We start from the raw sequence: 26,206 nt of genomic DNA, 5'->3' as shown, positions 1-26,206 counted from the left end.
GGGGTGCCCGGGTGGCGCGGCCGCCGCGGCGCCGGTCGTGAAACGATGGGCACCGTGACCGTACCGAACACACCTCCGGATCCCGCGCGAGCCGACGCCGACGCCGTCACGGACGCCGTTCCCGATCCGTACGCGCCGCCCCGGCCCCCGGCGCCGGGCTCCTACCCGGTGCTGGACCTGGTCTCCGCGAAGCGGTCGGACGAGCCCGCGCTGCAGCGGCTGATGCCCGAGCTGCGGGTCGGGGCGGTCACGGTACTGGCCTGCCTGGTGCTGGGCGTGGCGATGGCGGCGCTGTGGGCCTGGCTGGCGCCCAAGGTGCCGCTGGTCGTGGACGGCAACAAGATCCTCTACGGGGACCCGGAGGGGGAGCAGCGCGCCGGGGCGGACAGCGTCTTCGTGCTGATCGGCCTGGGCATGGGCCTCCTGACGGCGCTCGGGGCGTTCCTGCTCACCCGGAAGCGCGGCGGCGGGATCGCGGTCGCGGTCGGGCTGGCGGTCGGCGGGCTGCTCGCCTCGTTCGGGGCCTGGGGCCTGGGGCGGTGGCTCGGTCCGAGCGGCGACCTCGTCGCGGAGGCGCGGCGGGTCGGCAACGGCGGGCACTTCCGGGCGGACATCGACCTCGGTGCGTACGGGGCGGTGCTGGCCTGGCCGATGGCGGCGATGGTGGTGCTGCTCGCGCTGTCGGCGGCGTTCGGGAAGCGCGAGGAGGACCCGCCGCCGTACTGGGCCGGGCCGTACGCCGCGCCGGTGCCCCCGGCGGACGGTGCGCCGGCGGCCCCGACGGAGGCGGGCCCGGTGTTCCCGCACGACGGGCGGCCGACGCCGCCGTACGACGGGCGGCCGGCGGTCCCGCAGGACGAGCGTCCGAGGCCGCCGGAGGACGGGCGGCAGGGCTGAGGGATTCCGGCGGCTCCCGGGGGGCTTCCCGGCCCGGGGCGGCCCCCCGGAGCCGCCGCACCGGCCCCGGGGCGGGCCCCGGCGGCCGGGCGGGCGCCTCAGCGGGTGATCGGGGCGGTGAGCGCCGCGGTGAGGGAGACGAGGTGGCCCGGGGCCAGCTCGACCTCCAGGCCCCGGCGGCCGGCCGAGACGTAGACCGTGGGGTGGGCGAGCGCGCCGGCGTCGACCACGGTGCGCAGCGGGCGGCGCTGGCCCAGCGGGGAGATGCCGCCGAGGACGTAGCCGCTGCTGCGTTCGGCGGCCGCCGGGTCGGCCATCGCGGCGCGCTTGCCGCCGACGGCGGCGGCCAGCGCCTTGAGGTCGAGCCGGCCGGAGACCGGGACGACGCCCACGGTGAGGACGCCGTCCACGTCGGCGACCAGGGTCTTGAAGACCCGGTCGGCCGGGACACCGAGGGCGTCGGCGGCCTCGCCGCCGTAGGAGGCCGCGGCCGGGTCGTGGTCGTAGGCGTGGACGGTGAACGGCACGGCGGCGGTCTCCAGGGCGACGGTGGCGGGGGTGCCCTGGCCGCCCTTCTTCGGTTTCTTGGCCATGTGCGGGTCTCCGGTGCGCGGGAACGGGAACGGCGGTGCCCGGGCGGGCCGGGACCGGCGCGGGCGGGGAGGTCGTGGGCCGGTCAGTTGGGGCTGAAGGACTGCCGGGTGAGGTCGACGGCCGGGAGCGAGGGCAGCCAGCCGAGCACGGCCGTCTCGCGGCGGAGCAGGTCGAGTTCGAGCCGCAGCCGCTGGGCGTTGTCGGGGGCGGCGAGCAGCTTCTGCTTGAGCGGGGTCTCCAGGACCGAGGCGGCGGCGACCAGGTAGGAGAGCACCTGGGGGTCGTCGGGCAGCTCCTGGCGGCCGACGGTGCTGGCCTCGCGGGCGCCGGCCAGCCGCTTCTGGTACGCGCGGAAGACGCGTTCGACCTCGGAGGCGAGGACGCCCGAGCCCTCGCCGGGGCGTTCCTCGATCGGCTCGGCCTCACCGGTGAGGTACGGGCCGCCGGTGTCCGCCGACCGGAGCCGGAACCGGGTGGTGCCGGTGACCAGCAGCTCGTACCGGCCGTCCGGCTGCGGCTGGACGGACGTCAGGTCGGCGACGCAGCCGATGTGGTACAGCGCCTCCAGCGGGTCGCCGGTGGCGGTGCCTAGGCCGTCCAGCGGGCCGGCCGGGCCGTCGTCGGGGCGGACCGGGGCGACGTCGCGGCCGTCCTTGATGGCGAGCACGCCGAAACGGCGCGGTTCGTCCTCGGGCAGGGCGACCAGGTCGGCGACGAGACGGCGGTAGCGCTCCTCGAAGACGTTCAGGGGCAGCACCAGGCCCGGGTAGAGCACGGTGTTGAGCGGGAAGAGCGGCAGCCGTTCTGTCACGGCGGACAGCGTAGTTCCCCGGACGGGCCGAGCGCCCGGGGGTTACCGGCCCGGGCCTCCCGAACCCGGTCCGACGCGACTTTGCAAACACGCCCTAGCCGCGCTGGAGCATCCGGCTGGCGCCGGCGGCGACCGTGGTGGCGAGCACCCAGCCGACGATGACCAGGCCGGACGCCACCCACTGGGAGGCCCCGCCGGGGTTCCAGCCCTGCTGGCCGAGGTCGACGACCGGCAGCAGCTGGCCGAGCGCGTACAGCACCGGGTTCCAGTGCGGCCGCTCGTCGGCCTTCAGCGGCTGCAGCTCGTGGGTGGCGAAGTACAGGCTGCCGAGCGCCCAGGCGAGCAGCAGCCACAGGGCGGCCCGGTTGGGGCGGAACCCGTAGCCGACGGTGGCGTCCTGGATCCGGCCCCAGACCCGGGCCGGCAGCGGCAGGGTCTGCCGGCGCCGGCGCTGCTTGGCGTAGAGCACCTCGCGGGCGTCGTCGTCGGCCCCGTCGCGGCGCAGCGCGGTGGCCAGCTGCTCGTACGACTCGGGCTGGAAGTCCACCGAGGAGCCCTCCAGCCAGGCGATCCGCTGCCGGACGCCGAACGGCACGGCCGGGCGCAGGCACTCGTAGGTGAAGCCGGTGAGGCCCAGGTGCCGCCCCTGCGGCCAGGAGTCGGGGGCGTCGACCAGGTTGCCGACCCGCGCGCGGGAGAGCGAGACCGGGCCGGTGGGCGGCGTGCGGCAGGTGAACCGCAGCTCGGGGGTCTGGATGCGGCGCAGCGACAGCTCCTCGCCCTCGCCGAGGTGGAACTCGGCGCCGGAGATCAGGCAGGCGTTCTCGAAGCGGCCGTCGGAGAGCCGGACCCGGCCGTACGCGCGGAACGGGGTGCTGGAGGCGCCGGTCGGGATGACCTGGCCGTAGCCGGAGCCGTAGTACGACTGCGAGTCGGTCCAGCCCCGGTCCGCCGAGCTGCTCAGGTACAGCGTGTGGCCGACGGATATTCGCGGGGCGTTGAGCGCGTTGGGGTTCTCCGGGACGGCCTGCAGCCGGGCGCCGCGCAGCGAGAACCGGCCGCCGATCCGGGCGGTCCGCAGGCTCACCTCGCCCAGGGCCTCCAGCCGCTCGGCCTCGAAGTCCTGGTTGACGGCGAGGCCGTCCGCGGAGAGCGCCCGGCCGAACCGGTCGCTGCCCAGCACGGCCTGGTTGAGCAGCAGGTCGGTGCCGATCCGGGCGTCGGTCAGCCGCACGCCCTCCGGGAAGCGGCAGCGGGCCAGGTGGAGGTCGCCGGAGGTGGCGAAGCGGGACGCCTCCAGGCGCGGGACCAGGCAGCCGACGAGGCGCACCGTGCCGGCCTCGGCCTCGGAGATCAGGACCTTCTGCTCGAACCGGCACTCGTGGAGCTCGACGTAGTGGCTGATGGTGCCGCCGGCCAGCCGCAGCGGGCCGGCGACCAGCACGCCGGTCAGCTTGAGCGAGGCGACCCGGCCGGGGACGGCGGCGGGCCCGTCCAGCAGCAGCCGGGAGAGCACCTCGGCGCGGACGGTCCGCTCGGGGCCCCATTCGGCGTCGCCGAACGGGTCGTCCTGCTCGGGGACGCCGGTGCGCAGGTCGTGGATCCGGCCGTGCCGGAACGCCTGCCAGAGCCCCTGCTCGGCCGCCGTCCAGCCGTCGGGTGCCCGTTCGGTCATGGTTCCCCCCTGCTTCCCCCGGGTCGTCTCGCCCTTCGTATCACGGACTGAAATGCGGGGCCGCGGGTTCCGGCCACTCCTTACACTGGGTGGCGTGATCTCTCGAATCGACCTCCGCGGCTCGCTCGACGACCCGCGTGACCTGCTGCCCCGTGCCGAGTTCGACGTGGCGGCCGCCCTGGAGAAGGTGCGGCCGATCGCCGAGGACGTGCACCATCGCGGCGTGCAGGCGCTGATCGAGATCACCGAGCGCTTCGACGGCGTCCGGCTGGAGACCACCCGGGTCCCCGCCGAGCAGCTCGCCGAGGCCCTGGAGACGCTCGACCCGAAGGTGCGCGCCGCACTGGAGGAGTCGATCCGCCGGGCCCGCAAGGTGCACGCCGACCAGCGCCGCGACGGGCACACCACCCAGGTGGTGCCGGGCGGCACGGTCACCCAGCGCTGGGTGCCGGTGGACCGGGTCGGCCTGTACGTGCCGGGCGGCCTCGCGGTCTACCCGTCCTCCGTTGTGATGAACGTGGTGCCCGCCCAGGAAGCGGGCGTCCGGGGCATCGCGGTCACCTCGCCGCCGCAGAAGGACTTCGGCGGCCGGGTGCACCCGACCATCCTGGCGGCCTGCGCGCTGCTGGGCGTCACCGAGGTGTACTCCGTCGGCGGCGCCCAGGCGGTCGCCATGTTCGCGCTCGGCACCGAGGAGTGCGAGCCGGTGAACATGGTCACCGGCCCCGGCAACATCTACGTCGCCGCCGCCAAGCGCTACTTCGCCGGCCGGATCGGCATCGACTCGGAGGCCGGCCCGACCGAGATCGCCGTCCTCGCCGACGACAGCGCCGACCCGGTCGAGGTCGCCGCCGACCTGATCAGCCAGGCCGAGCACGGCCCGACCTCGGGCTCGGTGCTGGTCACCGACTCGCCCGCGCTGGCCGAGGCGGTCGAGGCCGAGCTGAAGACCCAGGTCGCCCGCACCCGGCACAGCGAGCGGGTCGCCGAGGCGCTGGGCGGCCGCCAGTCCGGCGTCATCCTGGTCGACGACCTCGACCAGGGCCTGGCGGTGGTCGACGCCTACGCGGCCGAGCACCTGGAGGTCCACACCCGGGACGCCCGCGCGGTCGCCGCCCGGGTCCGCAACGCGGGCGCGGTCTTCATCGGCCGGTACACCCCGGTCTCGCTCGGCGACTACGCGGCCGGCTCCAACCACGTGCTGCCCACCGGCGGCTGCGCCTGCCACTCCTCGGGCCTGTCCGTGCAGACCTTCCTGCGCGGCGTGCAGGTCGTCGAGTACGACCGCGAGGCGCTGGCCGGCATCGCCGCGCACGTCGTCACCCTGGCGGACGCCGAGGACCTGCCCGGTCACGGCGACGCGATCAAGGCCCGATTCGACTGGACGGTTCCCGGCACGTGACCACGATCGACTCCCTCCCCATCCGGGACGAGCTGCGCGGCCAGTCCCCGTACGGCGCGCCGCAGCTCGACGTCCCCGTCCAGCTGAACACCAACGAGAACCCGTACCCGCTCCCCGACGAGCTGGTGGCCCGGATCGCCGAGCGGGTCGCCGAGGCCGCCCGCACCCTCAACCGCTACCCGGACCGGGACGCGGTCGAGCTGCGCACCGGCCTGGCCGCCTACCTCACCCGCACCACCGGCTTCCCGGTCGCGCGGGAGAACGTCTGGGCCGCCAACGGCTCCAACGAGGTGCTCCAGCAGCTGCTGCAGACCTTCGGCGGCCCCGGCCGCACCGCGCTCGGCTTCGAGCCCTCCTACTCGATGCACGCCCTGATCTCCCGGGGCACCGGCACCGACTGGATCTCCGGGCCGCGCGGCGAGGACTTCACCGTCGACCCCGACGCGGCCGTCGCCGCGATCGCCGAGCACCGGCCGAACGTCGTGTTCGTCTGCTCGCCGAACAACCCGACCGGCACCGCCGTCGAGTCCGCCACCGTGCTGCGGCTGTACGAGGCCGCGCAGGCCGCCCGGCCCAGCCTGGTGGTGGTCGACGAGGCGTACGTCGAGTTCTCGCACCGGGAATCGCTGCTGAAGCTGATCGAGGGCCGCCCCAACCTGGTGGTCACCCGCACCATGTCCAAGGCCTTCGGCGCGGCCGGACTGCGCCTGGGCTACCTGGCCGCCGACCCGGCGGTGGTGGACGCGGTGCAGCTGGTCCGCCTGCCCTACCACCTGTCGGCCGTCACCCAGGCCACCGCACTGGCCTGCCTGGAGCACACCGACACCCTGCTCGGCTACGTCGGCCGGCTCAAGGCCGAGCGCGACCGGCTGGTCGGGGCGCTGCGCGGGCTCGGGCTGGAGGTGACCGACTCGGACGCCAACTTCGTCCAGTTCGGCCGCTTCGCCGACACCCACGCCGCCTGGCGGGCCATCCTCGACCAGGGCGTCCTGGTCCGTGACAACGGCGTCCCCGGGTGGCTGCGCGTCACCGCCGGCACCCCCGCCGAGAACGACGCCTTCCTGGACGCCGTCGCCAAAGTGATCAAGGAGCTGTAACCCCGGATGACCCGTATCGGACGCGTCGAACGCACCACCAAGGAGACCTCGGTCCTGGTCGAGATAGACCTCGACGGGACCGGGAAGACCGACATCTCCACGGGCGTCGGCTTCTACGACCACATGCTCGACCAGCTCGGCCGGCACGGCCTCTTCGACCTCACCGTGAAGACCGACGGCGACCTGCACATCGACACCCACCACACCATCGAGGACACCGCCCTCGCGCTCGGCGCCGCCTTCAAGCAGGCGCTCGGCGACAAGGTCGGCATCTACCGGTTCGGCAACTGCACCGTGCCGCTGGACGAGTCGCTCGCCCAGGTGACCGTCGACCTCTCCGGCCGCCCCTACCTGGTGCACACCGAGCCGGAGAAGATGGCGCCGATGATCGGCACCTACGACACCACCATGACCCGGCACATCCTGGAGTCCTTCGTGGCCCAGGCGCAGATCGCGCTGCACGTCCACGTCCCGTACGGACGCAACGCGCACCACATCGTGGAGTGCCAGTTCAAGGCGCTGGCCCGGGCGCTGCGCTACGCCGCCGAGCGCGACCCGCGCGCGGCCGGCATCCTCCCGTCGACCAAGGGTGCGCTGTGAGCAAGTCCGCTGTCGTCCTCATCTTCGCGGGCCTCTTCCTGGCCGGCGGCGTCGTCTCGTTCTGGAAGCAGAAGATCCCGAAGGGCGTCATCGCCGTGATGGCGTTCGGCTCGGTGATGTGCCTCGCCTCCGGCCTGATGCGCCTGTAACCGCCGAGCGAACGAAAGACTGGACACCTGAACATGGGCAAGAACGTCGTCGTCCTCGACTACGGCTCGGGCAACCTCCGCTCGGCACAGCGCGCCCTGGAGCGCACCGGGGCGAACGTCACCGTCACCTCCGACTACCAGGCCGCGATGGACGCGGACGGCCTGCTCGTCCCCGGCGTCGGCGCCTTCGAGGCCTGCATGCGCGGGCTGAAGGCCGTCCGCGGGGACTGGATCATCGGCCGCCGGCTCGCCGGGGGCCGCCCCGTCATGGGCATCTGCGTCGGCATGCAGATCCTCTTCGAGAAGGGGGTCGAGCACGGGGTGGAGACCGCGGGCTGCGACGAGTGGCCGGGCACCGTGGAGCCGCTGGAGGCACCCGTCGTCCCGCACATGGGCTGGAACACCGTCGACGCCCCCGCCGGCGGCCGGATGTTCGCCGGCCTCGACGCGGACACCCGCTTCTACTTCGTGCACTCCTACGCGGTGCGCCGCTGGGAGCTGGAGGTCCACAGCGCGCGGATCAACCCGCCACTGGTGACCTGGGCCACGCACGGCGAGCCGTTCGTCGCCGCCATCGAGAACGGGCCGCTCTGGGCCACCCAGTTCCATCCGGAGAAGTCCGGCGACGCCGGCGCCGCCCTGCTGACCAACTGGGTCAACACCCTCTGACGATCTGAGAGTTGCCAACACCATGAGTCGCCTCGAACTGCTCCCCGCCGTCGACGTCCGGGACGGCCAGGCGGTCCGCCTGGTCAAGGGTGCCTCCGGCACCGAGACCTCCTTCGGCGAGCCGCTCGCCGCCGCCCTCGCCTGGCAGAACGCCGGCGCCGAGTGGCTCCACCTGGTCGACCTCGACGCCGCCTTCGGCACCGGCTCCAACCGCGAGCTGCTCCGCGAGGTCACCGCGGCCCTCGACATCAAGGTCGAGCTGTCCGGCGGCATCCGCGACGACGAGTCGCTGGCCGCCGCGCTGGCCACCGGCTGCACCCGGGTCAACCTCGGCACCGCCGCCCTGGAGAGCCCCGAGTGGGTCGCCAAGGTCATCGCCGAGCACGGCGACAAGATCGCCGTCGGCCTGGACGTGGTCGGCACCACCCTGCGCGGCCGCGGCTGGACCCGCGACGGCGGCCAGCTCTACGAGGTGCTGGCCCGTCTCGACTCCGAGGGCTGCGCCCGGTACGTGGTCACCGACGTCGACCGCGACGGCACCCTGACCGGCCCCAACCTGCAGCTGCTGCGCAACGTCTGCGCCGCCACCGACCGCCCGGTGGTCGCCTCCGGCGGCGTCTCCTCGCTGGACGACCTGCGGGCGATCGCCACGCTCGTCGGCGAGGGAGTCGAGGGAGCGATCGTCGGCAAGGCACTCTACGAGCAGAAGTTCACCCTCGAAGAGGCCCTGGAGGCAGTGTCCCGATGAGCACAGGGTCAACCGGCGGCCCCGCCCCGGACCCGGCCGCGCGACGGCACGAGCGGGTTCCCGGCTCCTTCCCCCAGGAGGAGGAGTTCGGCTTCTCCCGGGCCGTCGCGGCCGGGGACTTCGTCCTCGTCTCCGGCGCCACCGCGCTCGACGTCGACGGCGTCGTCCACCACGAGGGCGACCCGTACGGGCAGACGCTCGCCGCCTTCGGGACGGCGCGCGAGGCCCTGGAGCGGTTCGGCCTCACCCTCGCGGACGTGGTCCGCACCCGGATCTACGTGACCCACGTCCGGGACTGCGCCGAGGCCGGCCGCGCCCACAAGTTCCTCTTCGACGAGGTCCGCCCGGCCGCCACCATGGTGGTGGTCGAGGGCCTCGTCGACTCCCGGATGATGGTCGAGGTCGAGATCGACGCCCACCGCGCCGGGCTCGCCACGACGCTGGAAGGCAAACCGCAGTGACCCTCGCCGTACGTGTCATCCCCTGCCTGGACGTCGACGCCGGCCGGGTGGTCAAGGGCGTCAACTTCCAGAACCTGCGCGACGCCGGGGACCCGGTCGAGATGGCCAAGCTCTACGACGCCGAGGGCGCGGACGAGCTGACCTTCCTCGACATCACCGCCTCCTCGGGCGACCGCGAGACCACCTACGACGTGGTCCGCCGCACCGCCGAGCAGGTCTTCATCCCGCTCACCGTCGGCGGCGGCGTCCGCGCCGTCGAGGACGTCGACAAGCTGCTCCGGGCCGGCGCCGACAAGGTCGGCGTCAACACGGCCGCCATCGCGCGGCCGGAGCTGGTCCGGGAGATCGCGAAGCGGTTCGGCCGCCAGGTGCTGGTGCTCTCGGTCGACGCCCGGCGCTGCCCGCCCGGGACGGAGACCGAGTCGGGCTTCGAGGTCACCACGCACGGCGGGCGCCAGGGCACCGGACTGGACGCCGTCGAGTGGGCCGGGCGCGCCGCCGAGCTGGGCGCGGGCGAGATCCTGCTCAACTCGATGGACGCGGACGGCACCAAGGACGGCTACGACCTGGAGCTGATCCGGGCCGTCCGCAAGACCGTCTCGGTGCCGGTGATCGCCTCCGGCGGCGCCGGGAAGCTCGCCGACTTCGCCCCGGCCGTGGAGGCCGGCGCGGACGCGGTGCTGGCCGCCAGCGTCTTCCACTTCGGCGACCTGCGGATCGGCGAGGTCAAGGACGCGCTGCGGGAGGCCGGGCACCCGGTCCGCTGAGGCGGGCCGGGCACCCGGTGCCCCCGCCCGGGGCCCGGCCCCGGGCGGGGCTCACTTCACGGCGAGCAGCACCAGCAGGACGAACACCAGCAGGCTCAGCGCTCCGATGACGGCGAGAGCGGGTCGGCCGAAGCCGCCCGGACCACCGCCCGCACCGCCGGAGGACCCGGCGGTCGCGGCGGCACCGGCGGTGTGGGCGGTTCCGGGGCCGCCAGCGCCTCCAGGGCCGCTCCCAGCCGGATCAGCCCCCGGCCGGCCGAGGTCAGGAGCCTGCCGGTCCGGGAGACCAGACCCGGTGGGACGAGTGCCGGGAGGAGCGGCGGCGGGCCCGGCGGCCTCGTCCCGCTCCCCGGGTGGAAGAGGCACGTCGGCGACGTGCAGGTGCTCCTTCGTCCGTTTCGGGTTCAGCACGGTCAGCGGCAGGACGTTCCCGGCCTCGTCGCCGTCCGGCGCGGGCGGCCCGGCCGTGCCCGGCATCGGGCGCGCCGGACGCCTGCTGTCGTCGGCGAGGAAGTACTCCCGGACGGCCGTCCGGACGAGCTCGTGCACCCCGTCGAAGTACTCGGCGGTGGGCGCGCAGGCGGGCTGCTCCAGGGTGACGACGCCTTCGAGGACCGAGGCGAGCCGACTGCCCGCGTAGGCGACCTCGCCGTCCTGGCCCACCTCCCCGGCCTGCAGCGGGACCATCCGGTAGAGCAGCCAGAGGCGGGCGCCGTCGGCGCCGGTCAGCCCGAGCAGGTAGGCCCGGTCGCCCGGTTCACCGGTCGCGTGGTCGGTGAGCAGGAAGGACCGCCCGCGCGCGACCAGGAAGTCCGGCGCGGCGGCCACCCCGTAGCCGGAGGTGGGGGTGCTGACGACGGCGAACGGCCAGGCCGTCCCGAGCGGCCCCGGGGGCAGCGGCGCGCTCATGCCCGGGCCGCCCAGCGGTCGATCCGGGAACCGGGGTGCTCGTCCTCGAACTCCTCCAGCCGGGCCTGGAACGCCTTGACGATCCGGACCAGCGCCTGCTGGTCGGTGGTGGCCTGCTCGACCTCCCGCCGCAGCCGGGCGGCGTTCTCCTCGATCCGCTTGCCGTAGTGGCCCTTCTGCTCGTCCACGTACTCGGCCAGGGCCGCCACGAGGACCTCGCCGAACATCCGCACCATCGGGTTGCCGGTCTTGGCGGCCCCGGTGATGACGACGTTCCGGAGCAGCGACAGCGAGGCGCCGAACCGCTGGAGGGCCTGCAGCCGGCTCTCCGCCTTGTCCGGAGCCGGGGCGCCCGCGCGCCGGCGGACCTCGGCGGCCCGCTTCAGCTCGCCGACGAAGAGGTCGACCAGGACGGCCATGAACGGCAGCTCGACGTTGAGCGGTGCGGGCCGCGCGCCCGGCGTCTTGACCATCCTGCCCTTGTCGTCGTACTGCGCGAAGCCGGAGCCCACCGCGCTGACCGGGATCAGCCGGATCACGCCGCCCTCGCCCTGGAGGCCGCGCCGGCCCTCGACGAAGAAGCGGAACTCGTCCTCCTGGTGGAGCCGGTCGGCCACCTGCTCCAGGGTGTGGCCGGCCGCCTGCAGCACGTCCCACTTGGTCAGGACGAAGTGGACCACGCCGGTCTGGTTGGAGTTGAGGAAGTTGAGGACCGGCCGGTAGTCGCCGATCATCTCGCGGTTGCCGTTCATCAGGCGCAGCACCCGCTCGCCGTCCAGCAGGATCAGCAGGAACCGGGACCCGATCACCGCCTCCTTGACCTTCGTGTAGGCCTCCGACTGCGGGTTGCCGCTGGTGAGGATCTCCCCGGCGTAGTCGATGTAGGAGACCGAGAAGGGGTTGAGGAGCCGGTGCTGCGCCGTCCGGACGGTGCAGGCGAAGTCCCAGACCGAGATGTCCGCGACGAGGCTCCCGAGCGGCCACGCCCCCGGGCTGACGACCTTCTCGTAGACGGTGTTGAGTCCCTGGGACTGGTCGAAGGGCAGCGTCACCGCGAAGCCGAGTTCGGGGTCCTGCTGGGAGAGCCTGGCGAAGAGACTGGCCAGGTAGACGGTCTTTCCGGAGGACTGTGGTCCGACCATGGTGACCGGGATCGAAGACATGAGCGCCCTTTCGGTACGAGCGGTCCGCACAGGGGGCCCGCGGGCGGGCCCCGGGCGTAGTAGAGCGTCCGACCGGTGGCCGGAACCCGTCGCACGACGGGTTCGCGGGGTTCGCAAGGGTTTCGTGATCGAATCTCGGCCCGGCGGCGATCCTCCGCCGGTCAGCGGCCGGACTCGGCCTCGGCGGCGACGTCGAGCAGGCCGGGCAGGGACAGCACGACGGTGCTGCGGCGGCCGAGCCGGAGCAGGCCGCGGTCGGCCAGTTCGTGGAGCGCGTGGTGGACCCGCCGCTCGCCGGCCCCGATCAGGGCGCCCAGTTCGACCTGGGTCAGCCGGGGGCGGATGGTGATGCCGCGCGGGCCGGCGGTGCCGTACCGCTGCGCGAGGTCGGCGAGGTCGTGGGCGAGCCGGTTGACCACCTGCTCGGAGGCGAGGCCGACCAGGCGGCGGGTGGCGGTCCGGCTGCGGTGCACCAGGCAGCGGCTGAGCGCGATCCCGGCGACCGGGTGGGTGCCGAGCCAGTGCATCCAGTCGGGCTGCGAGATCCGGCGGACGGTGACGGGCCCGGCCGCGGTCACGGTGGCGGAGCGGGGGAGGTCGTCGAGGGCGGCGGCCTCGCCGACGACGTCCCCGTACGCGCGGACGTCGAGCAGCACGGGCGTGCCGGCGGTGTCCACGACGGTGGCCTTGGCGAAGCCCTCCAGCAGGAGCAGGACGAACCGGCCGTGGTCCTGTTCGAGGATCATGGTCTCGTCGTGGCCGTGGGTGCGCCGGGTGCCCAGCCGGAGGATGTCCTGCTCGGCGGCGAACGCGGCGGGGGAGCCGTCACGGTGCAGCTCGGCGAGGAGGGCGCCGTCGGGCCAGGCCCGGTCCGGGGGCCGGGCCTGCGGCCCGCCCGGCCGGTGGCCCGGGTTCGGATGCGGTTTCGGGTGGTGGTTCGGTGCCGTCGGCTGCGCCGGTCTCAACCCGCGGTCCTCCGCTGCACGGTGGGTGGCACGGCCGATCCCGCCGGGATCGGCCGTGGGGATGCCCTGGCGAGGCTAGCGCAGCGGAGGGGGCACGGGAAGGTCGTCGGCGGCCCCGGTGGAGGATCTTCACGGTTCGTCAACTTCCTTGTCCGGTACCGGACATGGCGAACCGGAGGGCATCCTCCGCCGGGGCCGCCGGGCCGGTCAGGAGTCCGTCGGCGGCTCGCCCTTGATCAGTGCGAAGGGGGCGCCGAACGGGTCGGCCAGCCAGGCCAGCACGCCGACGCCGGGGACGTGCTCCGGGCCCATCAGCACCGTGCCGCCGGCCGCGGTGGCGCGGGCGACCACCGCCGGCACGTCGGAGGAGCCGAAGTACGGCGTCCAGGCGGTCTGCTGGGCCTCGCCCATCACCGGGGCGATGCCGCCGAAGCTGGTGTCCTGCTGGTCGCCCTCGGCGGTGGAGACCACCCGGTACGTCCCGCCGGGGGACGGGAAGTCCCCGTAGCGCCAGCCGAACACCCGCTCGTAGAAGCCGAACCCGGCGGCCACGTCCGTGGTGTGCAGCTCGGCCCAGATCAGCGCGCCGTCCTCGGAGACGACGTCCAGACCGGTGACCGCGCCGGACTGCCAGACCGCGAACCGGGCGCCCTGCGGGTCGGTCAGCTGGGCCATCCGCCCGGCGTCCATCACGTCGAAGGGCGGGACCCGGACGGCGCCGCCGGCCTGCTCGACGGCCCCGGTGACGGCGTCCGCGTCCGGGGTGCGCAGGTACGTCGTCCAGGCGGACTGCGCGCCCTCCTCGGTGAGCGGGCCGACGGCCGCGACCGTCCTGCCGTCGAGCTGGAGGAAGCCGTAGCCGCCCGCCTCCGGGCCGGCCGACCGGAAGGTCCAGCCGAACACCGCGCCGTAGAACGCGGCGGCGGCGGCCGGATCGGGGCTGCCGAGGTCGATCCAGCAGGGGGAACCGGTGGGGAAGTCGGTGGTGAGCATGGGGGTCGCGCTCCTTCGACGGGACGGGGCCGGGCAGCCCTCCGCCGGGGCGCGGAGGCGCCCCTCCCCGGCCATCTGCGAGTCTGCACCCCGCCACCGACATCCGCAGCCGGGACGGCCCCCTGGCACCGGCCCGGCGTCGCGGCGGGACTCCGCCGACGCGCCCTAGGGGAGCGGCAGGACGTGTCGGAGGGCCTCGACGGCGTCCTGCGGGCCCTCCACGGTCAGCACCGCCCGGGCGCCCCGGCCGAAGGCGAAGAGCAGCAGCTCGCCCGGCTCGCCGGTGATCCGCACGGTCGGCGAGCCGGCCGGGCCGACGGTCGGGCCCGCGCCGTCCGGGCGGTGCAGCTCCAGCCGCACCGGGGAGCGGCGGCCCGCCTCCAGCCGGGCGATCAGCGGCAGCCGGCGCCAGAGCGCCTCCGTCCGGCCGGGCGGCACCGGGTGCGGCACCGGGTCGGCACCCGCCCGCGCGACGTCCTCGGCGTGCACGAAGTACTCCACGGTGTTGGCCGCCTCGTCCGCGCCGGGCAGCGAGAACAGCGAGAGCACCGGCGGCCCGGAGCGGAACAGTCGGACCAGTTCCTCGTACGGGCGGTCGGCGTACGAGGTCTGCACGCGGTGGGTCCAGCCGGCCAGCGGGCCGATCCGGATGCCCGCCGCCGCGTCCGGCCGGCGCTCCCGGAGCACCAGGTGGGCGGCGAGGTCCCGGGTGGACCACCCGGCGCAGAGGGTGGGCGCGTCCGGTCCGGCGGCGGCCAGCAGTCCGGCGAGGCGGTGGCGTTCGGCGAGGGCGTGGTTCGACATGCGGCTCAGCCTAGGGCGTGTCGGCAAGGTCGCGTCGGACCAGGCCCCGGCGGGACTCCGCCGACGCCTCGCAGGGCCCGAGGGCCCTGCGAGGGCCCTACCGCAGGTGGCCGGTGAGCTTGGTGGAGTCGGGCCGGTTGCTCGCCGTCAGGGTGCAGGCGTAGTCCCGCCAGCCCTGGTCGTAGGAGGCCTTGAGCGGGCCCACCGGATAGCCGTAGTACGGTCCGCCGCCGCCTTGGCGGGCCTCGGCGGCGGCCTGCGCCTGCTTGCAGCCGTCCCGCATCGCGTTGGCGATCCGGTAGTCGTCGGCCAGGCCCTCCGGGAGCAGCAGCTCGGCGATCGACTCGCCGTCGTGCGGGCCCTCGCAGGGGCGCGGCTCCGGCCGGAGGACGGTCCTGGTGAGCTGCGGGTGGTCGAAGCAGGTGCCGACCGTGAAGAAGGGGTACGGGACGGCCTTGGTCGGCGTGGGCGTCGGTGTCGGCGTCGGGGTGGGAGTGGGCGTCGGGGTGGGTGTCGGGGTCGGCGTCGCCGTGCTGGGGGAGGGCGGGGGCGGCTGCGCGGCCGGCTTCCCCTCCGGCCACAGCAGCACGGTGGCCACCACCGCGAGCAGGACGGCCAGCACCGCCACGACGGCGAGGAGCAGGCCCCGCGACGGTCCGGCGGCGGCGCCGGTGCGCGGGCGGTCGGGGCTCGGCGGCTGCGCGGCGGGCGGCTCGGAGGTCATGGGCACGAGGATGGCCCACGACGGGCCCGGTCGGCAGGCGGTTGGCACAACTCGTCCGATCCGACCCCTCCGGGGGAGCGTGCCCGCGGGCCCGCGCGCCGCAGCTCACGGCGGTGGCCGGGATCCGGACGGCGGCCCGGGCGGCCGGACCGGACTGACACAATGGCCCCATGTCCACCACACCCGCCGCCCCCGGTACCACCGCCCTCGACCCCGGCATCGCCGCGCGCCTCAAGCGCACCGAGGACGGCCTGCTCCCGGCCGTCGCGCAGCAGTACGACACCGGCGAGGTGCTGATGCTCGGCTGGATGGACGACGAGGCGCTGCACCGCACCCTCACCACCGGCCGCTGCACCTACTGGAGCCGCAGCCGCCGCGAGTACTGGGTGAAGGGCGACACCTCCGGCCACGTCCAGCAGGTGAAGTCGGTCGCGCTGGACTGCGACGGCGACACCCTGCTGGTCCGGGTCGACCAGACCGGCGCGGCCTGCCACACCGGCGACCGCACCTGCTTCGACGCCGACGTGCTCCCGCTCGGCTGACCACCCCTCCCACTTCCGTAAGGTGCCGCCCGCCATGGACCTCGAAGCCTTCCGCAAGCTCGCCGTCGACACCCGGGTCATCCCGGTCACCCGCAGGCTCCTCGCGGACGGCCTCACCCCGATCGGCCTCTACCGCAGCCTGGCCGCCGAGCGGGCCGGCACCTTCCTCCTGGAGTCCGCGGAGCAGGGCCGCAGCTGGTCCCGGTACTCCTTCGTGGGCGTGCGCAGCGCCGCCGCCCTGACCGCCGGCCCGGACGGCGGGGCCCGCTGGCACGGCGCCCCGCCGGTCGGCATCCCCACCACCGGCGACCCGCTGCAGGTGCTGCGCGCCGCGCTGGAGGCCCTGCACACCCCGCGGCACGCCGACGACGGCCTCCCGCCGCTCACCGGCGGCCTGGTCGGCTACCTCGGCTACGACGTCGTCCGCCGGCTGGAGAAGCTCCCCGACCTCAACCCGGACGACCTGGGGCTCCCCGAGCTGACCATGCTGCTCGCCACCGACCTCGCCGTGCTCGACCACGCCGACGGCACGGTGCTGCTGATCGCCAACGCCGTCAACCACAACGACCTGGCCAGCGGCGTCGACGAGGCCTACGCGGACGCGGTGGCCCGGCTGGACGCCATGGAGGCCGACCTGCTGAAGCCGGTCGACCCGGGCCTCGCCACCTTCACCCCGACCGGCCCCGGCGAGGTCCGCTCGCCGTTCGGCGGGGAGCCCTACCGGGCCGCGGTGGAGGAGATCAAGGAGCGGATCCGGGCCGGCGAGGCCTTCCAGGTGGTGCCCTCGCAGCGGTTCGAGGCCCCCTGCCCGGCCTCCGCGCTCGACGTCTACCGCGTCCTGCGCACCACCAACCCCAGCCCGTACATGTACCTGTTCCGGTTCCCCGGGCCGGACGGCGGCGCCGAGGGCGGCTTCGACGTGGTCGGCTCCAGCCCGGAGGCGCTGGTCAAGGTCACCGACGGCGAGGCGATGCTGCATCCGATCGCCGGCACCCGGCACCGCGGCGCCACCCCGCACGAGGACAACGAGCTGGCCGCCGAACTGCTCGCCGACCCCAAGGAGCGGGCCGAGCACCTGATGCTGGTCGACCTCGGCCGCAACGACCTCGGCCGGGTCTGCGAGCCGGGCAGCGTCGAGGTCGTCGACTTCATGCAGATCGAGCGGTACAGCCACGTCATGCACATCGTCTCCACGGTGACCGGCAGGGTCGCCGAGGGGCGGACCGCCTTCGACGTGCTCACCGCCTGCTTCCCGGCCGGCACCCTCTCCGGGGCGCCCAAGCCGCGCGCGATGCGGATCATCGAGGAGCTGGAGCCCACCCGCCGCGGCCTGTATGGCGGCTGCGTCGGCTACCTGGACTTCGCCGGGGACTCCGACACCGCGATCGCCATCCGGACGGCGGTGCTGCGCGACGGCACCGCGTTCGTCCAGGCCGGAGCCGGTGTGGTCGCCGACTCCGACCCGCACGGCGAGGACACCGAATGCCGCAACAAGGCCGCCGCCGTCCTGCGCGCGGTGGCCACGGCGAATACGCTGCGCACGCCGGCGGTGTGAGCCGCCGCGCGGAGCCGGGGCACCGGCCGGGCGGGCCGCCGGGCCGGCCCGGGACGCACCGGAGGGCGTGAGGAGCCCGGACGGGCGCCGGACGGGGGACCACCGACGGGAGGATCACCATGACGCCGGGCGGAACGGGCAGGCGGGACGTCGTCCTCGGTGCGGCGGCCCAGATCGAGCAGCAGCTCGCGGGTCGCGGCCGCGTCCTCCCGGACGCCGTGGTCGACCTCCCGCCGCCCCTCCACGGCCACGCCGTCGACCTGGCGGTCGTCGCGCCGGGGGCCGGGCGCAACGCCCGCGGGCGGTTCGAGTGGACCGACCTCCGGGCCGTGATCGAGGTGGTGCCGCCGTCCGGGCGGGACGACGACCACGCGGCGAAGGTGCGGACCTACGCCGGGTGCGGGATCCCGCTGTACGTCGTGGTGGACCCGGCCGAGGCGGTCTGCACGGTGCACAGCACCCCGCAGCCCACCGGCGGCTACCGGGAGGCGGAGCGGGTGCCGTTCGGCAACGACGTGTTCCTGCCCCTGGCGGACCTGACCGTGGTGCTGTCGACCGACGGGTTCCCGGCCGACCCGGCGTAGGACGGGCGCGTCGGGTCAGGGATAGTGAACGGGTGAGCGTTCCTAGCCAGTCCCGTGCCGAGACCGAGACCGTCCCCGCGAAGGGCGGGCCCGGGCGGCGGACGCTCGGGCTGATGCTGCTGCTGACCGCGCTGGGCGCGGTCCTGGTGCTGACCGCCGCCGGCCGGGTCTGGGCCGAGGGGCTGGCCGGCACCCTGGAGGTCTCCGTCACCGGCGGGAGGATCTCCGAACTTCCCGCCGGGCTCGCACTGGTCGCGCTGGCGGCGGCGGTCGCGGTGTTCGCGGTCCGCGGCGCCGGCCGGCTCGCGGTGGGGGCCCTGACCCTGCTCGCCGGGCTCGGCGCGGCCGCCGCCGCCGCGGCGGGGGCCGGGGACACCGCGGCGCTGGACGGCGAGGCGGCCCGCAAGCTGGCGCTGACCGGCTCCACCGCGACCGGGGTCGGGCACACCGGCTGGCCGTGGGTGGCGCTGGTGGGCGGGCTGCTGCTGGCGCTGGCCGGGCTGCTCACCGTCCGCTTCGGGCGCGGCTGGCCGGCGATGGGCAGCCGGTACGAGGCGCCGACCGGGAAGGCGCCGGTGAGGCGGAAGGCCGCGGCCGCCGAGAGCCCGGCGGACCTGTGGAAGGCGCTGGACCGCGGCGAGGACCCGACCGCCGGCTGACCGGCGGCCGCACGGTGCGCGCTGTGACGCGATAGACCCTCCACCCGCTTTGGGCCACCCGTGTGTGGCCCGGCACAATGGAACACGTCAACCCGCCAGGGGCCCGCAGGCCCGGCCGGGCCCCGAGAGCCTAGGAGCACCATTCAGATGGCAGCAGCAGCACACGGCCACAACCCCGCCGCCTGGACCGGCGTGACCATCACCTTCATCGGTTTCGGGATCGCGGGCGTCGCCATGATCCTGCCGTCGGTGCTGCTGGTCTGGGCCGGCCTGGCGGTCGTCCTGCTCGGCGGCGTGGTCGGCAAGGCCATGTCGATGGCGGGCATGGGCCAGCAGCCCAGCACCAACGTGTACACCCCCGAGGAGCAGGCCGCGCTGGCCACTGCCTGAGGTCTTCCCGGTACTGCGTGAACGGCGGGCGCCATGCCCGCCGTTTCGTTTCTCCCGGCAGCCCGCCCGGGCGGGCACAATCATGGGCGTGAACGCCGCTCCCACCGCCTCCGCAGCCTCCGCCCGGTCGTCCGCGCCGCGCCGGCTGCTGCCGCCGCTGACCGCCCTGGTCGCGGTGGCCGTCCCCACCGGGTACATCGCCGCGGTCGACCCGAACTCTCCCGGGCACTACCCGGACTGCCCGTTCCTGGCGGCCACCGGCTGGTGGTGCCCCGGCTGCGGCGGGCTCCGCTGCGTCCACGCGCTGACCCACGGGGACCTGAGCGGCGCGCTGCACGACAACGCGGTGGCGGTGCTGCTCTTCGCCGTGCTGGCGGTGCTCTGGCTGCGGTGGCTCTGGTGCGCGGTGCGCGGTGCGCCGGTGCCCCGGCTCGCGCTCGGGGCGCGGCGGTGGGTTCTGGTGGGGCTGTTGGTGCTGGTCTTCACGGTGGTGCGCAACCTGCCGATCGGCGCCGGGCTCGCCCCGCCGCTGGTCTGAGCGTCCGCAGGGGCGGGGCGCCGTCGTGGCCCGGTCGGCCGACCGGTCCGGCGGCGGTGCCGGTCGCGGTCCCGGGCATGGGTCCGGTCGTGGGTCCGGTCGCCGTCCCGGCCGTCCGTCGGGAGCGTCGCCGGAGGGGTGGAGGACGCGTGAAACCGCAGCTCGGAGGGGCCCGGGGGGCGTCCGCTCCGCGAGACGCGCGCCGGGCGGATGCGCTGGGCGCCCCCCCTTGCCGATACCATCGAAGGGCCGGAGGCCCACTGGCCGTCCGGCTCCTCGCTAGCAGAACTAGCAGACATGATGGGGGCGCTTGCGTGAGTGTGCTCGACTCGATCATCGAAGGGGTCCGCGAGGACCTCGCCGAGCGGCAGGCCCGAGTGACGCTGGACGAGCTCAAGGAGCTCGCCGCCAAGGCCCCGGACGCCAAGGACGGCGTGGCCGCGCTCAAGGGCGACGGCGTACGGGTGATCTGCGAGGTCAAGCGCTCCAGCCCGTCCAAGGGCGCCCTGGCCGCGATCGCCGACCCGGCCGCGCTGGCCGCCGACTACGCCGCCGGCGGCGCCGCCGCGATCAGTGTGCTGACCGAGCAGCGCCGCTTCGGCGGCTCGCTCGCCGACCTGGACGCCGTCCGCGCCGCGGTCGACACCCCGGTGCTCCGCAAGGACTTCATCGTCACCGCGTACCAGCTCTGGGAGGCCCGCGCCCACGGCGCCGACCTCGCGCTGCTGATCGTCGCGGCCCTCGACCAGCCGGCCCTGGTGTCGCTGATCGAGCGCGCCGAGTCGATCGGCCTCACCCCGCTGGTCGAGGTGCACGACGAGGAGGAGATCGCCCGCGCGGTGGACGCCGGCGCCCGGATCATCGGCGTCAACGCCCGCAACCTCAAGACCCTTGAGGTGGACCGCAACACCTTCGGCAACGTCGTCCACGCCATCCCGGACGGCGTCGTCAAGGTCGCCGAGTCCGGTGTGCGCGGCCCGCTGGACGTGATCTCCTACGCCAACCTGGGCGCCGACGCGGTGCTGGTCGGCGAGTCCCTGGTGACCGGCAAGGACCCGCGCGCCGCCGTGGCCGACCTGGTCGCGGCCGGTGCCCACCCCGCGATCCGGCACAAGGACTGACACCGACGCCATGAAGATCGCCACCCGTCTCGCCCCCGGCTGCCGCCCGCGCGGCTGCCGCGCGCCCGCACGCCGGGTGCTGGGCAGGCGGGTGCGGTACGTCATCGGCTGCGAGCCCGGGCAGGTGCCGGGACGGCGATGGCGCGGGACGCACGGCTGACCGGCCGTTCCGACGTTCCTGTCGTCATCTTCCCGAGTTCCCGAAGGACTTCACCATGTCCGACAAGTCCGCCAAGGACTACCTGCCCGGCACCGAGGTGCCGGACGCGCGCGGCTACTTCGGCGCGTACGGAGGCCGCTTCATCCCGGAGGCCCTGGTCGCCGCCGTGGAGCAGGTCGCCGAGGAGTACGAGAAGGCCAAGGCCGACCCGGCCTTCGCCGCCGAGCTCGACGCGCTGCTCAAGGACTACACCGGCCGTCCGAGCCCGCTGACCGACGTGCACCGGTTCTCCGCCGAGGCGGGGGGCGCGCGCGTCCTGCTCAAGCGCGAGGACCTCAACCACACCGGCTCGCACAAGATCAACAACGTGCTGGGCCAGGCCCTGCTCACCCGCCGGATGGGCAAGACCCGGATCATCGCCGAGACCGGCGCCGGCCAGCACGGCGTGGCCACCGCCACCGCCTGCGCGCTGTTCGGCTTCGACTGCACCATCTACATGGGCGAGGTCGACACCCAGCGCCAGGCGCTGAACGTCGCCCGGATGCGGATGCTCGGCGCCGAGGTGGTGGCCGTCACCTCCGGCAGCCGCACCCTCAAGGACGCCATCAACGAGGCGTTCCGCGACTGGGTCGCCAACGTCGACTCCACCCACTACCTGTTCGGCACCGTCGCCGGGCCGCACCCCTTCCCGATGATGGTCCGGGACTTCCACCGGGTGATCGGCGTCGAGGCGCGGCAGCAGGTCCTGGACCGGACCGGACGGCTGCCCGACGCCGTCGTCGCCTGCGTCGGCGGCGGCTCCAACGCGATGGGCATCTTCCACGAGTTCATCCCGGACGCCGACGTGCGCCTGATCGGCTGCGAGGCGGCCGGCGAGGGCGCCGAGACCCCGAGGCACGCCGCCACCCTCACCAAGGGCGACCCGGGCGTGCTGCACGGCTCCCGCACCTACGTCCTCCAGGACGAGGACGGCCAGACCATCGAGTCGCACTCGATCTCGGCCGGCCTCGACTACCCGGGCGTCGGCCCGGAGCACGCCTGGCTGAAGGACACCGGCCGCGCCGAGTACCGGCCGGTCACCGACGACGCCGCCATGCAGGCACTGCGGCTGCTGTCGCGCACCGAGGGCATCATCCCGGCCATCGAGAGCGCGCACGCGCTGGCCGGCGCCCTGGAGCTGGGCCGCGAGCTCGGTCCCGGGGCCACCGTCCTGGTCTCGCTCTCCGGGCGGGGCGACAAGGACATGCACACCGCGGCCGAGTACTTCGGCCTGTACGACGAGCCGGGCGCCGGCTCCGCCCACGGGGGTAAGTGACCATGGCTTCGAAGCTCAGTGGCATCCTGGCCGCCGCCAAGGCGGAGGGCCGCGCGGCGCTGGTCGGCTACCTGCCGGCCGGCTTCCCGACGGTGGACGGCGGCGTGCGGGCGACCAGGGCGCTGATCGAGGGCGGCTGCGACGTCGTCGAGATCGGCCTGCCGCACTCCGACCCGGTGCTGGACGGCCCGACCATCCAGACCGCCGACGACATCGCGCTGCGCGGCGGCGTCCGGATCAAGGACGTGCTGCGGACCGTGCAGGAGGTGGCCTCCGCGCACCCGGAGGCCGCGGTGCTGGTCATGACCTACTGGAACCCGGTCGACCGGTACGGGGCGGCCCGGTTCGCCGCCGACCTGGCCGCGGCCGGCGGGGTCGGCTGCATCCTGCCGGACCTCCCGGTGGAGGAGTCCGGGGAGTGGCGCAAGGCGGCCGAGGAGCACGGTCTGGACACCGTGTTCGTGGTCGCGCCGAGCAGCCAGGACAAGCGGCTGGCCGAGGTCACGGCGGCCGGCAGCGGCTTCGTGTACGCGGCCGCGGTGATGGGCGTGACCGGCAGCCGGGCGCAGGTCGGCGACCTGGCCGAGGACCTGGTCGCCCGGACCAGGGCCACCATCGACCTGCCGGTCTGCGTCGGCCTCGGCGTGTCGACCGGTGAGCAGGCCGCGCAGGTGGCCTCGTTCGCGGACGGCGTGATCGTCGGCTCGGCCTTCGTGCAGCGGATCCTGGACGCCGACGGGGACGAGCAGGCCGCCCTGGCCGCCGTGCGCGCCCTGGCCGGCGAGCTGGCGGAGGGCGTCCGCCGGCGCTGACCCGCGGTACCGACGGCCCGCCGCCCCGTTCCACCGGGGCGGCGGGCCGTCGGCGTTCCCGGACACGCCGGGGGGCGACCCGAACGGGTGAACAGCGCCGGGTACACGCATCAACGGGGGTTGACCGGCGTTGAGTGGAGGGACGAGTGCACGAACGACGTGCCCCGGTGGTGCGGAGCGAGCGGAAGGGGTCGGCCGGTGCCAGGTCTCCAGCGAGCCGTACTGCTGCGGGCGGCCGCGGCCGCCCTGGTCCTGGGCGCCGCCCTCGGAGCCCAGGGCGTGGTCGGTCCGGCGCTGGCCAAACGGGGTGTGGAGCGGGCCGAGCGGGACGCCTACGTCTGCGCCGAGGCGGCCCGGATGGAGGCGGCGGTACGGGCCACCCGCTCGGACCGGGAGGGGCGGCGGGACCTCCTCGACGACGGCCGCTACGACCTCGGGCGGCCGCCGGGCTGCGACCCGGGCGCCCGCTAGGGGCGGGGCGGATCCGAACGCGCACCGGGGTGCAATCGGACAGAGCATCACAAACATTCACTCTTTCGGCTTAACTCCTGAATATGGAGGAACCCGGCGTCACTGGTTACGGTTCATCAGGACGTGACGGTGTTTCCCGAGGGGGTTGTCCGGATGGCCGGGCCGGTGACGGAGTGGATCGGCACGGCCGCCCGACTGGGCCTCGCCGTGGTGTGGGGCTGGGCCGGGCTGGCCAAGGTCGCCGACCCGGCCGAGGCCGCGCAGGCGGTGCGCGCGTACGAGATCCTGCCCGAGGCCCTGGTCAAGCCGGTCGGCCACGCGCTGCCCTTCCTGGAGCTGGCGCTCGCGCTGCTGCTGGTCATCGGCCTTGCCACGCGGCTGGTCGCGGCGGTCTCCGCGGTGCTCCTGCTCGCCTTCATCGGCGGGATCGCCTCCGCGTGGGCGCGCGGCATCTCCATCGACTGCGGCTGCTTCGGCGGCGGCGGGGCGGTGGACGCCTCGCAGACCGAGTACCTCCAGGAGATCCTGCGCGACACCGGGTTCCTGCTGCTGGCCGGGTGGCTGGTCTGGCGTCCCCGCACCAAGTTCTCGGTGGACGGCTGGCTCGCGAGCTGAGCAGCGCGCCGACCGGGCCCGTCCCACCGCACCCCCGCCCCCGAACCTGGAATGCCCAAGGCTGATGAGCGAGAAGAACCGAGAAGGCAAGCGCACCGCCCGCGAGCGGATGCTGGCGGAACGCGCGGAGGACGAGGCCCGCGGCCGGCGCAAGAAGAAGCTGATCGTCGGCGGGGTCGCGCTCGCGGTGATCGCCGCCGCCGTGGTCACCGGCGTGGTGGTGCAGAACGAACGGTCCAAGCCCGAGACCCCCACCGCGGCCCCGGCCGGCACCATCGGCGACAAGAACCTGGTCATCCCGGTCGGCGCGCCCGACGCGCCGTCCACGCTCACCGTCTACGAGGACCCGCGCTGCCCGGCCTGCGCGATCTTCGAGAAGGAGTTCGCCGAGACCATCGACCAGCTGGAGGACCAGGGCAAGATCGTCGGGAACTACCACATCGTCTCGTTCATCGACCGGGCGGTGGGCGGCAAGGGCTCCAAGTACGGGGCCAACGCCCTCGGCTGCGCCCAGGACGCCGGGAAGTTCCGCGCCTACCACGACGTGCTCTACCGCAACCAGCCGCAGGAGACCGACGACGCCTTCGGCAAGACCTCCACGCTGATCGAGCTGGCCAAGCAGGTGCCCGGGCTCGACACGCCGGAGTTCGAGGCCTGCGTCAACGACAACAAGTACGGCGGATGGGTGTCGGCGGTCCAGCAGGACTTCGACAAGTCCAGCTACAAGTCCACGCCGACGGTGCTGCTCAACGGGCAGCCGATCTACCCCAAGTCCGGCAACGAGGAGATCACCCCGGCCAACCTCACCAAGTGGGTGGACGCCGCCAACCAGGGCAAGCAGCCGGGCACCGCGAGCGCGCCGGCTCCCACCGCCACCCCGACCGCGGGCTGACCCCACCGCGCGGATCCCGCCGCCTCCTCCCCGTCCGGAGGGGGCGGCGGCGTGCTGTGCGCCGATCTGTGACCCTCGGGGTGTCCGGCGGAGGCCGCGGACCCTGTAGCGTCGGAGCTGCCATGGATATCGCCTACATTCCCAGCCCGTCGCGGGGCGTCCTGGAAATCGGACCCGTCCCGCTGCGCGCCTACGCCTTCTGCATCATCCTCGGTGTCGTCGTGGCCGTCTGGCTCGGCAGCAAGCGCTGGGTCGCCCGCGGTGGTGGCAAGCACACGGTCGGCGACATCGCCGTCTGGGCTGTGCCGTTCGGCCTGGTCGGCGGCCGGCTCTACCACGTGATCACCGACCACCAGCTGTACTTCGGCGAGGGTAAGAACCCCTGGAACGCCTTCAAGATCTGGGAGGGCGGCCTCGGGATCTGGGGCGCGATCGCGCTCGGCGCGGTCGGCGCCTGGATCGGAGCCCGCCGCCGGGGCGTGCCGCTGCCCGCCTACGCCGACGCGATCGCGCCCGGCATCGCGCTGGCCCAGGCGCTCGGGCGCTGGGGCAACTGGTTCAACCAGGAGCTGTACGGCCGCGAGACCACGCTGCCGTGGGGCCTGGAGATCAAGCGGACGCTGCCCACCGGTGAGACCGTCACCGGGATCTACCACCCGACCTTCCTCTACGAGTCGCTCTGGTGCGTCGGGGTCGCGGCACTGGTGATCTGGGCGGACCGCCGGTTCAGCCTCGGCCACGGCCGGGCCTTCGCGCTGTACGTGGCCGCGTACACGGTGGGCCGGTTCTGGGTCGAGTGGCTGCGGATCGACGACGCGCACATGATCCTGGGCCTGCGGCTCAACGACTGGGTGGCGATCGCGGTCTTCCTCGGCGCCGTCGCCTACTTCGTGGTCGTCGGGAGGACCCGGCCCGGCCGGGAGGACCCGGCGAGCATCGACCCGAAGGCGCCCGACTCGGCGGCCGCGACGGCCGCGGCGGAGTCCGCGGACGCGGCCGAGGGGCCTGGCACGGCGTCCGGCGGCAAGGGCGGCGGCCCCGCCGACCGCCTCGCCGAGAGGCTCGACAAGCTCGACCGGCTGGGGAAGGACGCCAAGAACCCCGCCTGACCTGCGACGCCCGTT

The 26,206-nt window shown here is 74.5% G+C and carries 32 protein-coding genes; 23 read left to right on the top strand and 9 right to left on the bottom strand.

The window, feature by feature from the left end; all coding sequences use genetic code 11:
- The first annotated feature begins 54 nt into the window (after positions 1–54).
- Positions 55–897, top strand: a complete 843-nt coding sequence (locus OG550_RS09955) for a hypothetical protein (RefSeq protein ID WP_327676328.1) — start codon at positions 55–57, stop codon at positions 895–897.
- 98 nt (positions 898–995) lie between these two features.
- Here the strand turns inward: OG550_RS09955 and ybaK are convergent, their stop codons facing one another.
- The 3 genes from ybaK to OG550_RS09940 form a co-directional block, all read right to left on the bottom strand.
- The gene (gene ybaK / locus OG550_RS09950) at positions 996–1,490 is read right to left on the bottom strand and encodes a Cys-tRNA(Pro) deacylase (protein WP_327676327.1); all 495 of its coding nucleotides are present in this window, start codon (positions 1,488–1,490) and stop codon (positions 996–998) included.
- A gap of 83 nt (positions 1,491–1,573) precedes the next feature.
- Positions 1,574–2,302 (bottom strand): LON peptidase substrate-binding domain-containing protein, encoded by a 729-nt coding sequence (locus OG550_RS09945; protein ID WP_327676326.1) that lies wholly within the window; start codon positions 2,300–2,302, stop codon positions 1,574–1,576.
- Positions 2,303–2,396: 94 nt separating this feature from the next.
- On the bottom strand, positions 2,397–3,977 hold the full coding sequence (locus OG550_RS09940; RefSeq protein WP_327676325.1) for an oxidoreductase: 1,581 nt from the start codon (positions 3,975–3,977) through the stop codon (positions 2,397–2,399).
- A gap of 94 nt (positions 3,978–4,071) precedes the next feature.
- On the opposite strand from OG550_RS09940, the gene hisD reads away from it, so the two are divergent.
- From hisD to hisF, 8 genes are read left to right on the top strand one after another with little or no spacing between them, the layout of a single operon-like run.
- On the top strand, positions 4,072–5,379 hold the full coding sequence (gene hisD, locus OG550_RS09935) for a histidinol dehydrogenase (RefSeq protein WP_327676324.1): 1,308 nt from the start codon (positions 4,072–4,074) through the stop codon (positions 5,377–5,379).
- The gene (locus tag OG550_RS09930; RefSeq protein ID WP_327676323.1) at positions 5,376–6,476 is read left to right on the top strand and encodes a histidinol-phosphate transaminase; all 1,101 of its coding nucleotides are present in this window, start codon (positions 5,376–5,378) and stop codon (positions 6,474–6,476) included. Before hisD ends, OG550_RS09930 begins: the two co-directional genes overlap by 4 nt.
- Positions 6,477–6,482: 6 nt before the next feature.
- Complete coding sequence (gene hisB, locus OG550_RS09925; protein ID WP_327676322.1) at positions 6,483–7,076, top strand: imidazoleglycerol-phosphate dehydratase HisB; 594 nt, start codon at positions 6,483–6,485, stop codon at positions 7,074–7,076.
- The gene (locus OG550_RS09920; protein WP_327676321.1) at positions 7,073–7,225 is read left to right on the top strand and encodes a hypothetical protein; all 153 of its coding nucleotides are present in this window, start codon (positions 7,073–7,075) and stop codon (positions 7,223–7,225) included. The genes hisB and OG550_RS09920 overlap by 4 nt, the downstream gene beginning before the upstream one ends.
- Before the next feature lie 33 nt (positions 7,226–7,258).
- Entirely contained in the window at positions 7,259–7,894 is a 636-nt protein-coding gene (gene hisH, locus OG550_RS09915) for an imidazole glycerol phosphate synthase subunit HisH (RefSeq protein WP_327676320.1), read from the top strand.
- Between the two features lie 22 nt (positions 7,895–7,916).
- Positions 7,917–8,642: a bifunctional 1-(5-phosphoribosyl)-5-((5-phosphoribosylamino)methylideneamino)imidazole-4-carboxamide isomerase/phosphoribosylanthranilate isomerase PriA gene (priA, locus tag OG550_RS09910; RefSeq protein ID WP_327676319.1), complete on the top strand. Its 726-nt coding sequence runs from the start codon at positions 7,917–7,919 to the stop codon at positions 8,640–8,642.
- Positions 8,639–9,103: a Rid family hydrolase gene (locus tag OG550_RS09905; protein WP_327676318.1), complete on the top strand. Its 465-nt coding sequence runs from the start codon at positions 8,639–8,641 to the stop codon at positions 9,101–9,103. Before priA ends, OG550_RS09905 begins: the two co-directional genes overlap by 4 nt.
- Positions 9,100–9,870 (top strand): imidazole glycerol phosphate synthase subunit HisF, encoded by a 771-nt coding sequence (gene hisF, locus OG550_RS09900; protein ID WP_327676317.1) that lies wholly within the window; start codon positions 9,100–9,102, stop codon positions 9,868–9,870. The genes OG550_RS09905 and hisF overlap by 4 nt, the downstream gene beginning before the upstream one ends.
- 51 nt (positions 9,871–9,921) lie before the next feature.
- On the opposite strand, the gene OG550_RS09895 is transcribed toward hisF, so the two are convergent.
- The 6 genes from OG550_RS09895 to OG550_RS09870 form a co-directional block, all read right to left on the bottom strand.
- Positions 9,922–10,779, bottom strand: a complete 858-nt coding sequence (locus OG550_RS09895) for a hypothetical protein (protein WP_327676316.1) — start codon at positions 10,777–10,779, stop codon at positions 9,922–9,924.
- Positions 10,776–11,942 (bottom strand): hypothetical protein, encoded by a 1,167-nt coding sequence (locus OG550_RS09890; RefSeq protein WP_327676315.1) that lies wholly within the window; start codon positions 11,940–11,942, stop codon positions 10,776–10,778. Before OG550_RS09890 ends, OG550_RS09895 begins: the two co-directional genes overlap by 4 nt.
- A gap of 161 nt (positions 11,943–12,103) precedes the next feature.
- Positions 12,104–12,907: a Crp/Fnr family transcriptional regulator gene (locus OG550_RS09885; protein ID WP_327676314.1), complete on the bottom strand. Its 804-nt coding sequence runs from the start codon at positions 12,905–12,907 to the stop codon at positions 12,104–12,106.
- Positions 12,908–13,114: 207 nt separating this feature from the next.
- Positions 13,115–13,900, bottom strand: coding sequence for a VOC family protein (locus OG550_RS09880; RefSeq protein ID WP_327676313.1), 786 nt, complete (start codon positions 13,898–13,900; stop codon positions 13,115–13,117).
- A 165-nt stretch (positions 13,901–14,065) separates the two neighbouring features.
- Positions 14,066–14,704: a TIGR03085 family metal-binding protein gene (locus tag OG550_RS09875; protein WP_327676312.1), complete on the bottom strand. Its 639-nt coding sequence runs from the start codon at positions 14,702–14,704 to the stop codon at positions 14,066–14,068.
- Positions 14,705–14,801: 97 nt separating this feature from the next.
- Positions 14,802–15,428 (bottom strand): hypothetical protein, encoded by a 627-nt coding sequence (locus tag OG550_RS09870; RefSeq protein ID WP_327676311.1) that lies wholly within the window; start codon positions 15,426–15,428, stop codon positions 14,802–14,804.
- Between the two features lie 170 nt (positions 15,429–15,598).
- Between OG550_RS09870 and hisI the strand changes: the two genes are divergently transcribed.
- From hisI to lgt, 14 genes are all read left to right on the top strand, one after another.
- A complete protein-coding gene (hisI, locus tag OG550_RS09865) occupies positions 15,599–15,970 on the top strand; it encodes a phosphoribosyl-AMP cyclohydrolase (RefSeq protein ID WP_327676310.1) in 372 nt (123 codons plus the stop codon).
- Between the two features lie 34 nt (positions 15,971–16,004).
- Entirely contained in the window at positions 16,005–17,525 is a 1,521-nt protein-coding gene (locus OG550_RS09860; RefSeq protein ID WP_327676309.1) for an anthranilate synthase component I, read from the top strand.
- 113 nt (positions 17,526–17,638) lie between these two features.
- Positions 17,639–18,109, top strand: coding sequence for a Uma2 family endonuclease (locus OG550_RS09855; RefSeq protein WP_327683779.1), 471 nt, complete (start codon positions 17,639–17,641; stop codon positions 18,107–18,109).
- A gap of 32 nt (positions 18,110–18,141) precedes the next feature.
- Positions 18,142–18,768 carry a TIGR02234 family membrane protein gene (locus OG550_RS09850; protein ID WP_327676308.1) on the top strand — a complete coding sequence of 209 codons (627 nt, stop codon included), beginning with the start codon at positions 18,142–18,144 and terminating at the stop codon, positions 18,766–18,768.
- Positions 18,769–18,915: 147 nt separating this feature from the next.
- Entirely contained in the window at positions 18,916–19,158 is a 243-nt protein-coding gene (locus tag OG550_RS09845; RefSeq protein WP_327676307.1) for an HGxxPAAW family protein, read from the top strand.
- An 82-nt stretch (positions 19,159–19,240) separates the two neighbouring features.
- A complete protein-coding gene (locus OG550_RS09840) occupies positions 19,241–19,696 on the top strand; it encodes a DUF2752 domain-containing protein (RefSeq protein WP_442905967.1) in 456 nt (151 codons plus the stop codon).
- Between the two features lie 314 nt (positions 19,697–20,010).
- Positions 20,011–20,817 (top strand): indole-3-glycerol phosphate synthase TrpC, encoded by an 807-nt coding sequence (gene trpC, locus OG550_RS09835; protein ID WP_327676305.1) that lies wholly within the window; start codon positions 20,011–20,013, stop codon positions 20,815–20,817.
- A 10-nt stretch (positions 20,818–20,827) separates the two neighbouring features.
- On the top strand, positions 20,828–20,977 hold the full coding sequence (gene trpM, locus OG550_RS09830) for a tryptophan biosynthesis modulator TrpM (protein WP_167352964.1): 150 nt from the start codon (positions 20,828–20,830) through the stop codon (positions 20,975–20,977).
- A 55-nt stretch (positions 20,978–21,032) separates the two neighbouring features.
- The gene (gene trpB / locus OG550_RS09825; protein ID WP_327676304.1) at positions 21,033–22,292 is read left to right on the top strand and encodes a tryptophan synthase subunit beta; all 1,260 of its coding nucleotides are present in this window, start codon (positions 21,033–21,035) and stop codon (positions 22,290–22,292) included.
- A gap of 2 nt (positions 22,293–22,294) precedes the next feature.
- Entirely contained in the window at positions 22,295–23,104 is an 810-nt protein-coding gene (trpA, locus tag OG550_RS09820) for a tryptophan synthase subunit alpha (protein ID WP_327676303.1), read from the top strand.
- Positions 23,105–23,302: 198 nt separating this feature from the next.
- On the top strand, positions 23,303–23,575 hold the full coding sequence (locus OG550_RS09815) for a hypothetical protein (RefSeq protein WP_327676302.1): 273 nt from the start codon (positions 23,303–23,305) through the stop codon (positions 23,573–23,575).
- A gap of 123 nt (positions 23,576–23,698) precedes the next feature.
- A complete protein-coding gene (locus OG550_RS09810; RefSeq protein ID WP_327676301.1) occupies positions 23,699–24,190 on the top strand; it encodes a MauE/DoxX family redox-associated membrane protein in 492 nt (163 codons plus the stop codon).
- Between the two features lie 64 nt (positions 24,191–24,254).
- Complete coding sequence (locus OG550_RS09805; RefSeq protein WP_327676300.1) at positions 24,255–25,082, top strand: DsbA family protein; 828 nt, start codon at positions 24,255–24,257, stop codon at positions 25,080–25,082.
- Between the two features lie 122 nt (positions 25,083–25,204).
- Complete coding sequence (gene lgt, locus OG550_RS09800) at positions 25,205–26,191, top strand: prolipoprotein diacylglyceryl transferase (protein ID WP_327676299.1); 987 nt, start codon at positions 25,205–25,207, stop codon at positions 26,189–26,191.
- Positions 26,192–26,206 lie beyond the last annotated feature (15 nt).

It is taken from the genome of Kitasatospora sp. NBC_00458 (genome assembly GCF_036013975.1).
GTDB lineage: Bacteria > Actinomycetota > Actinomycetes > Streptomycetales > Streptomycetaceae > Kitasatospora.
This window is presented reverse-complemented; position numbering and strand designations above follow the sequence as displayed.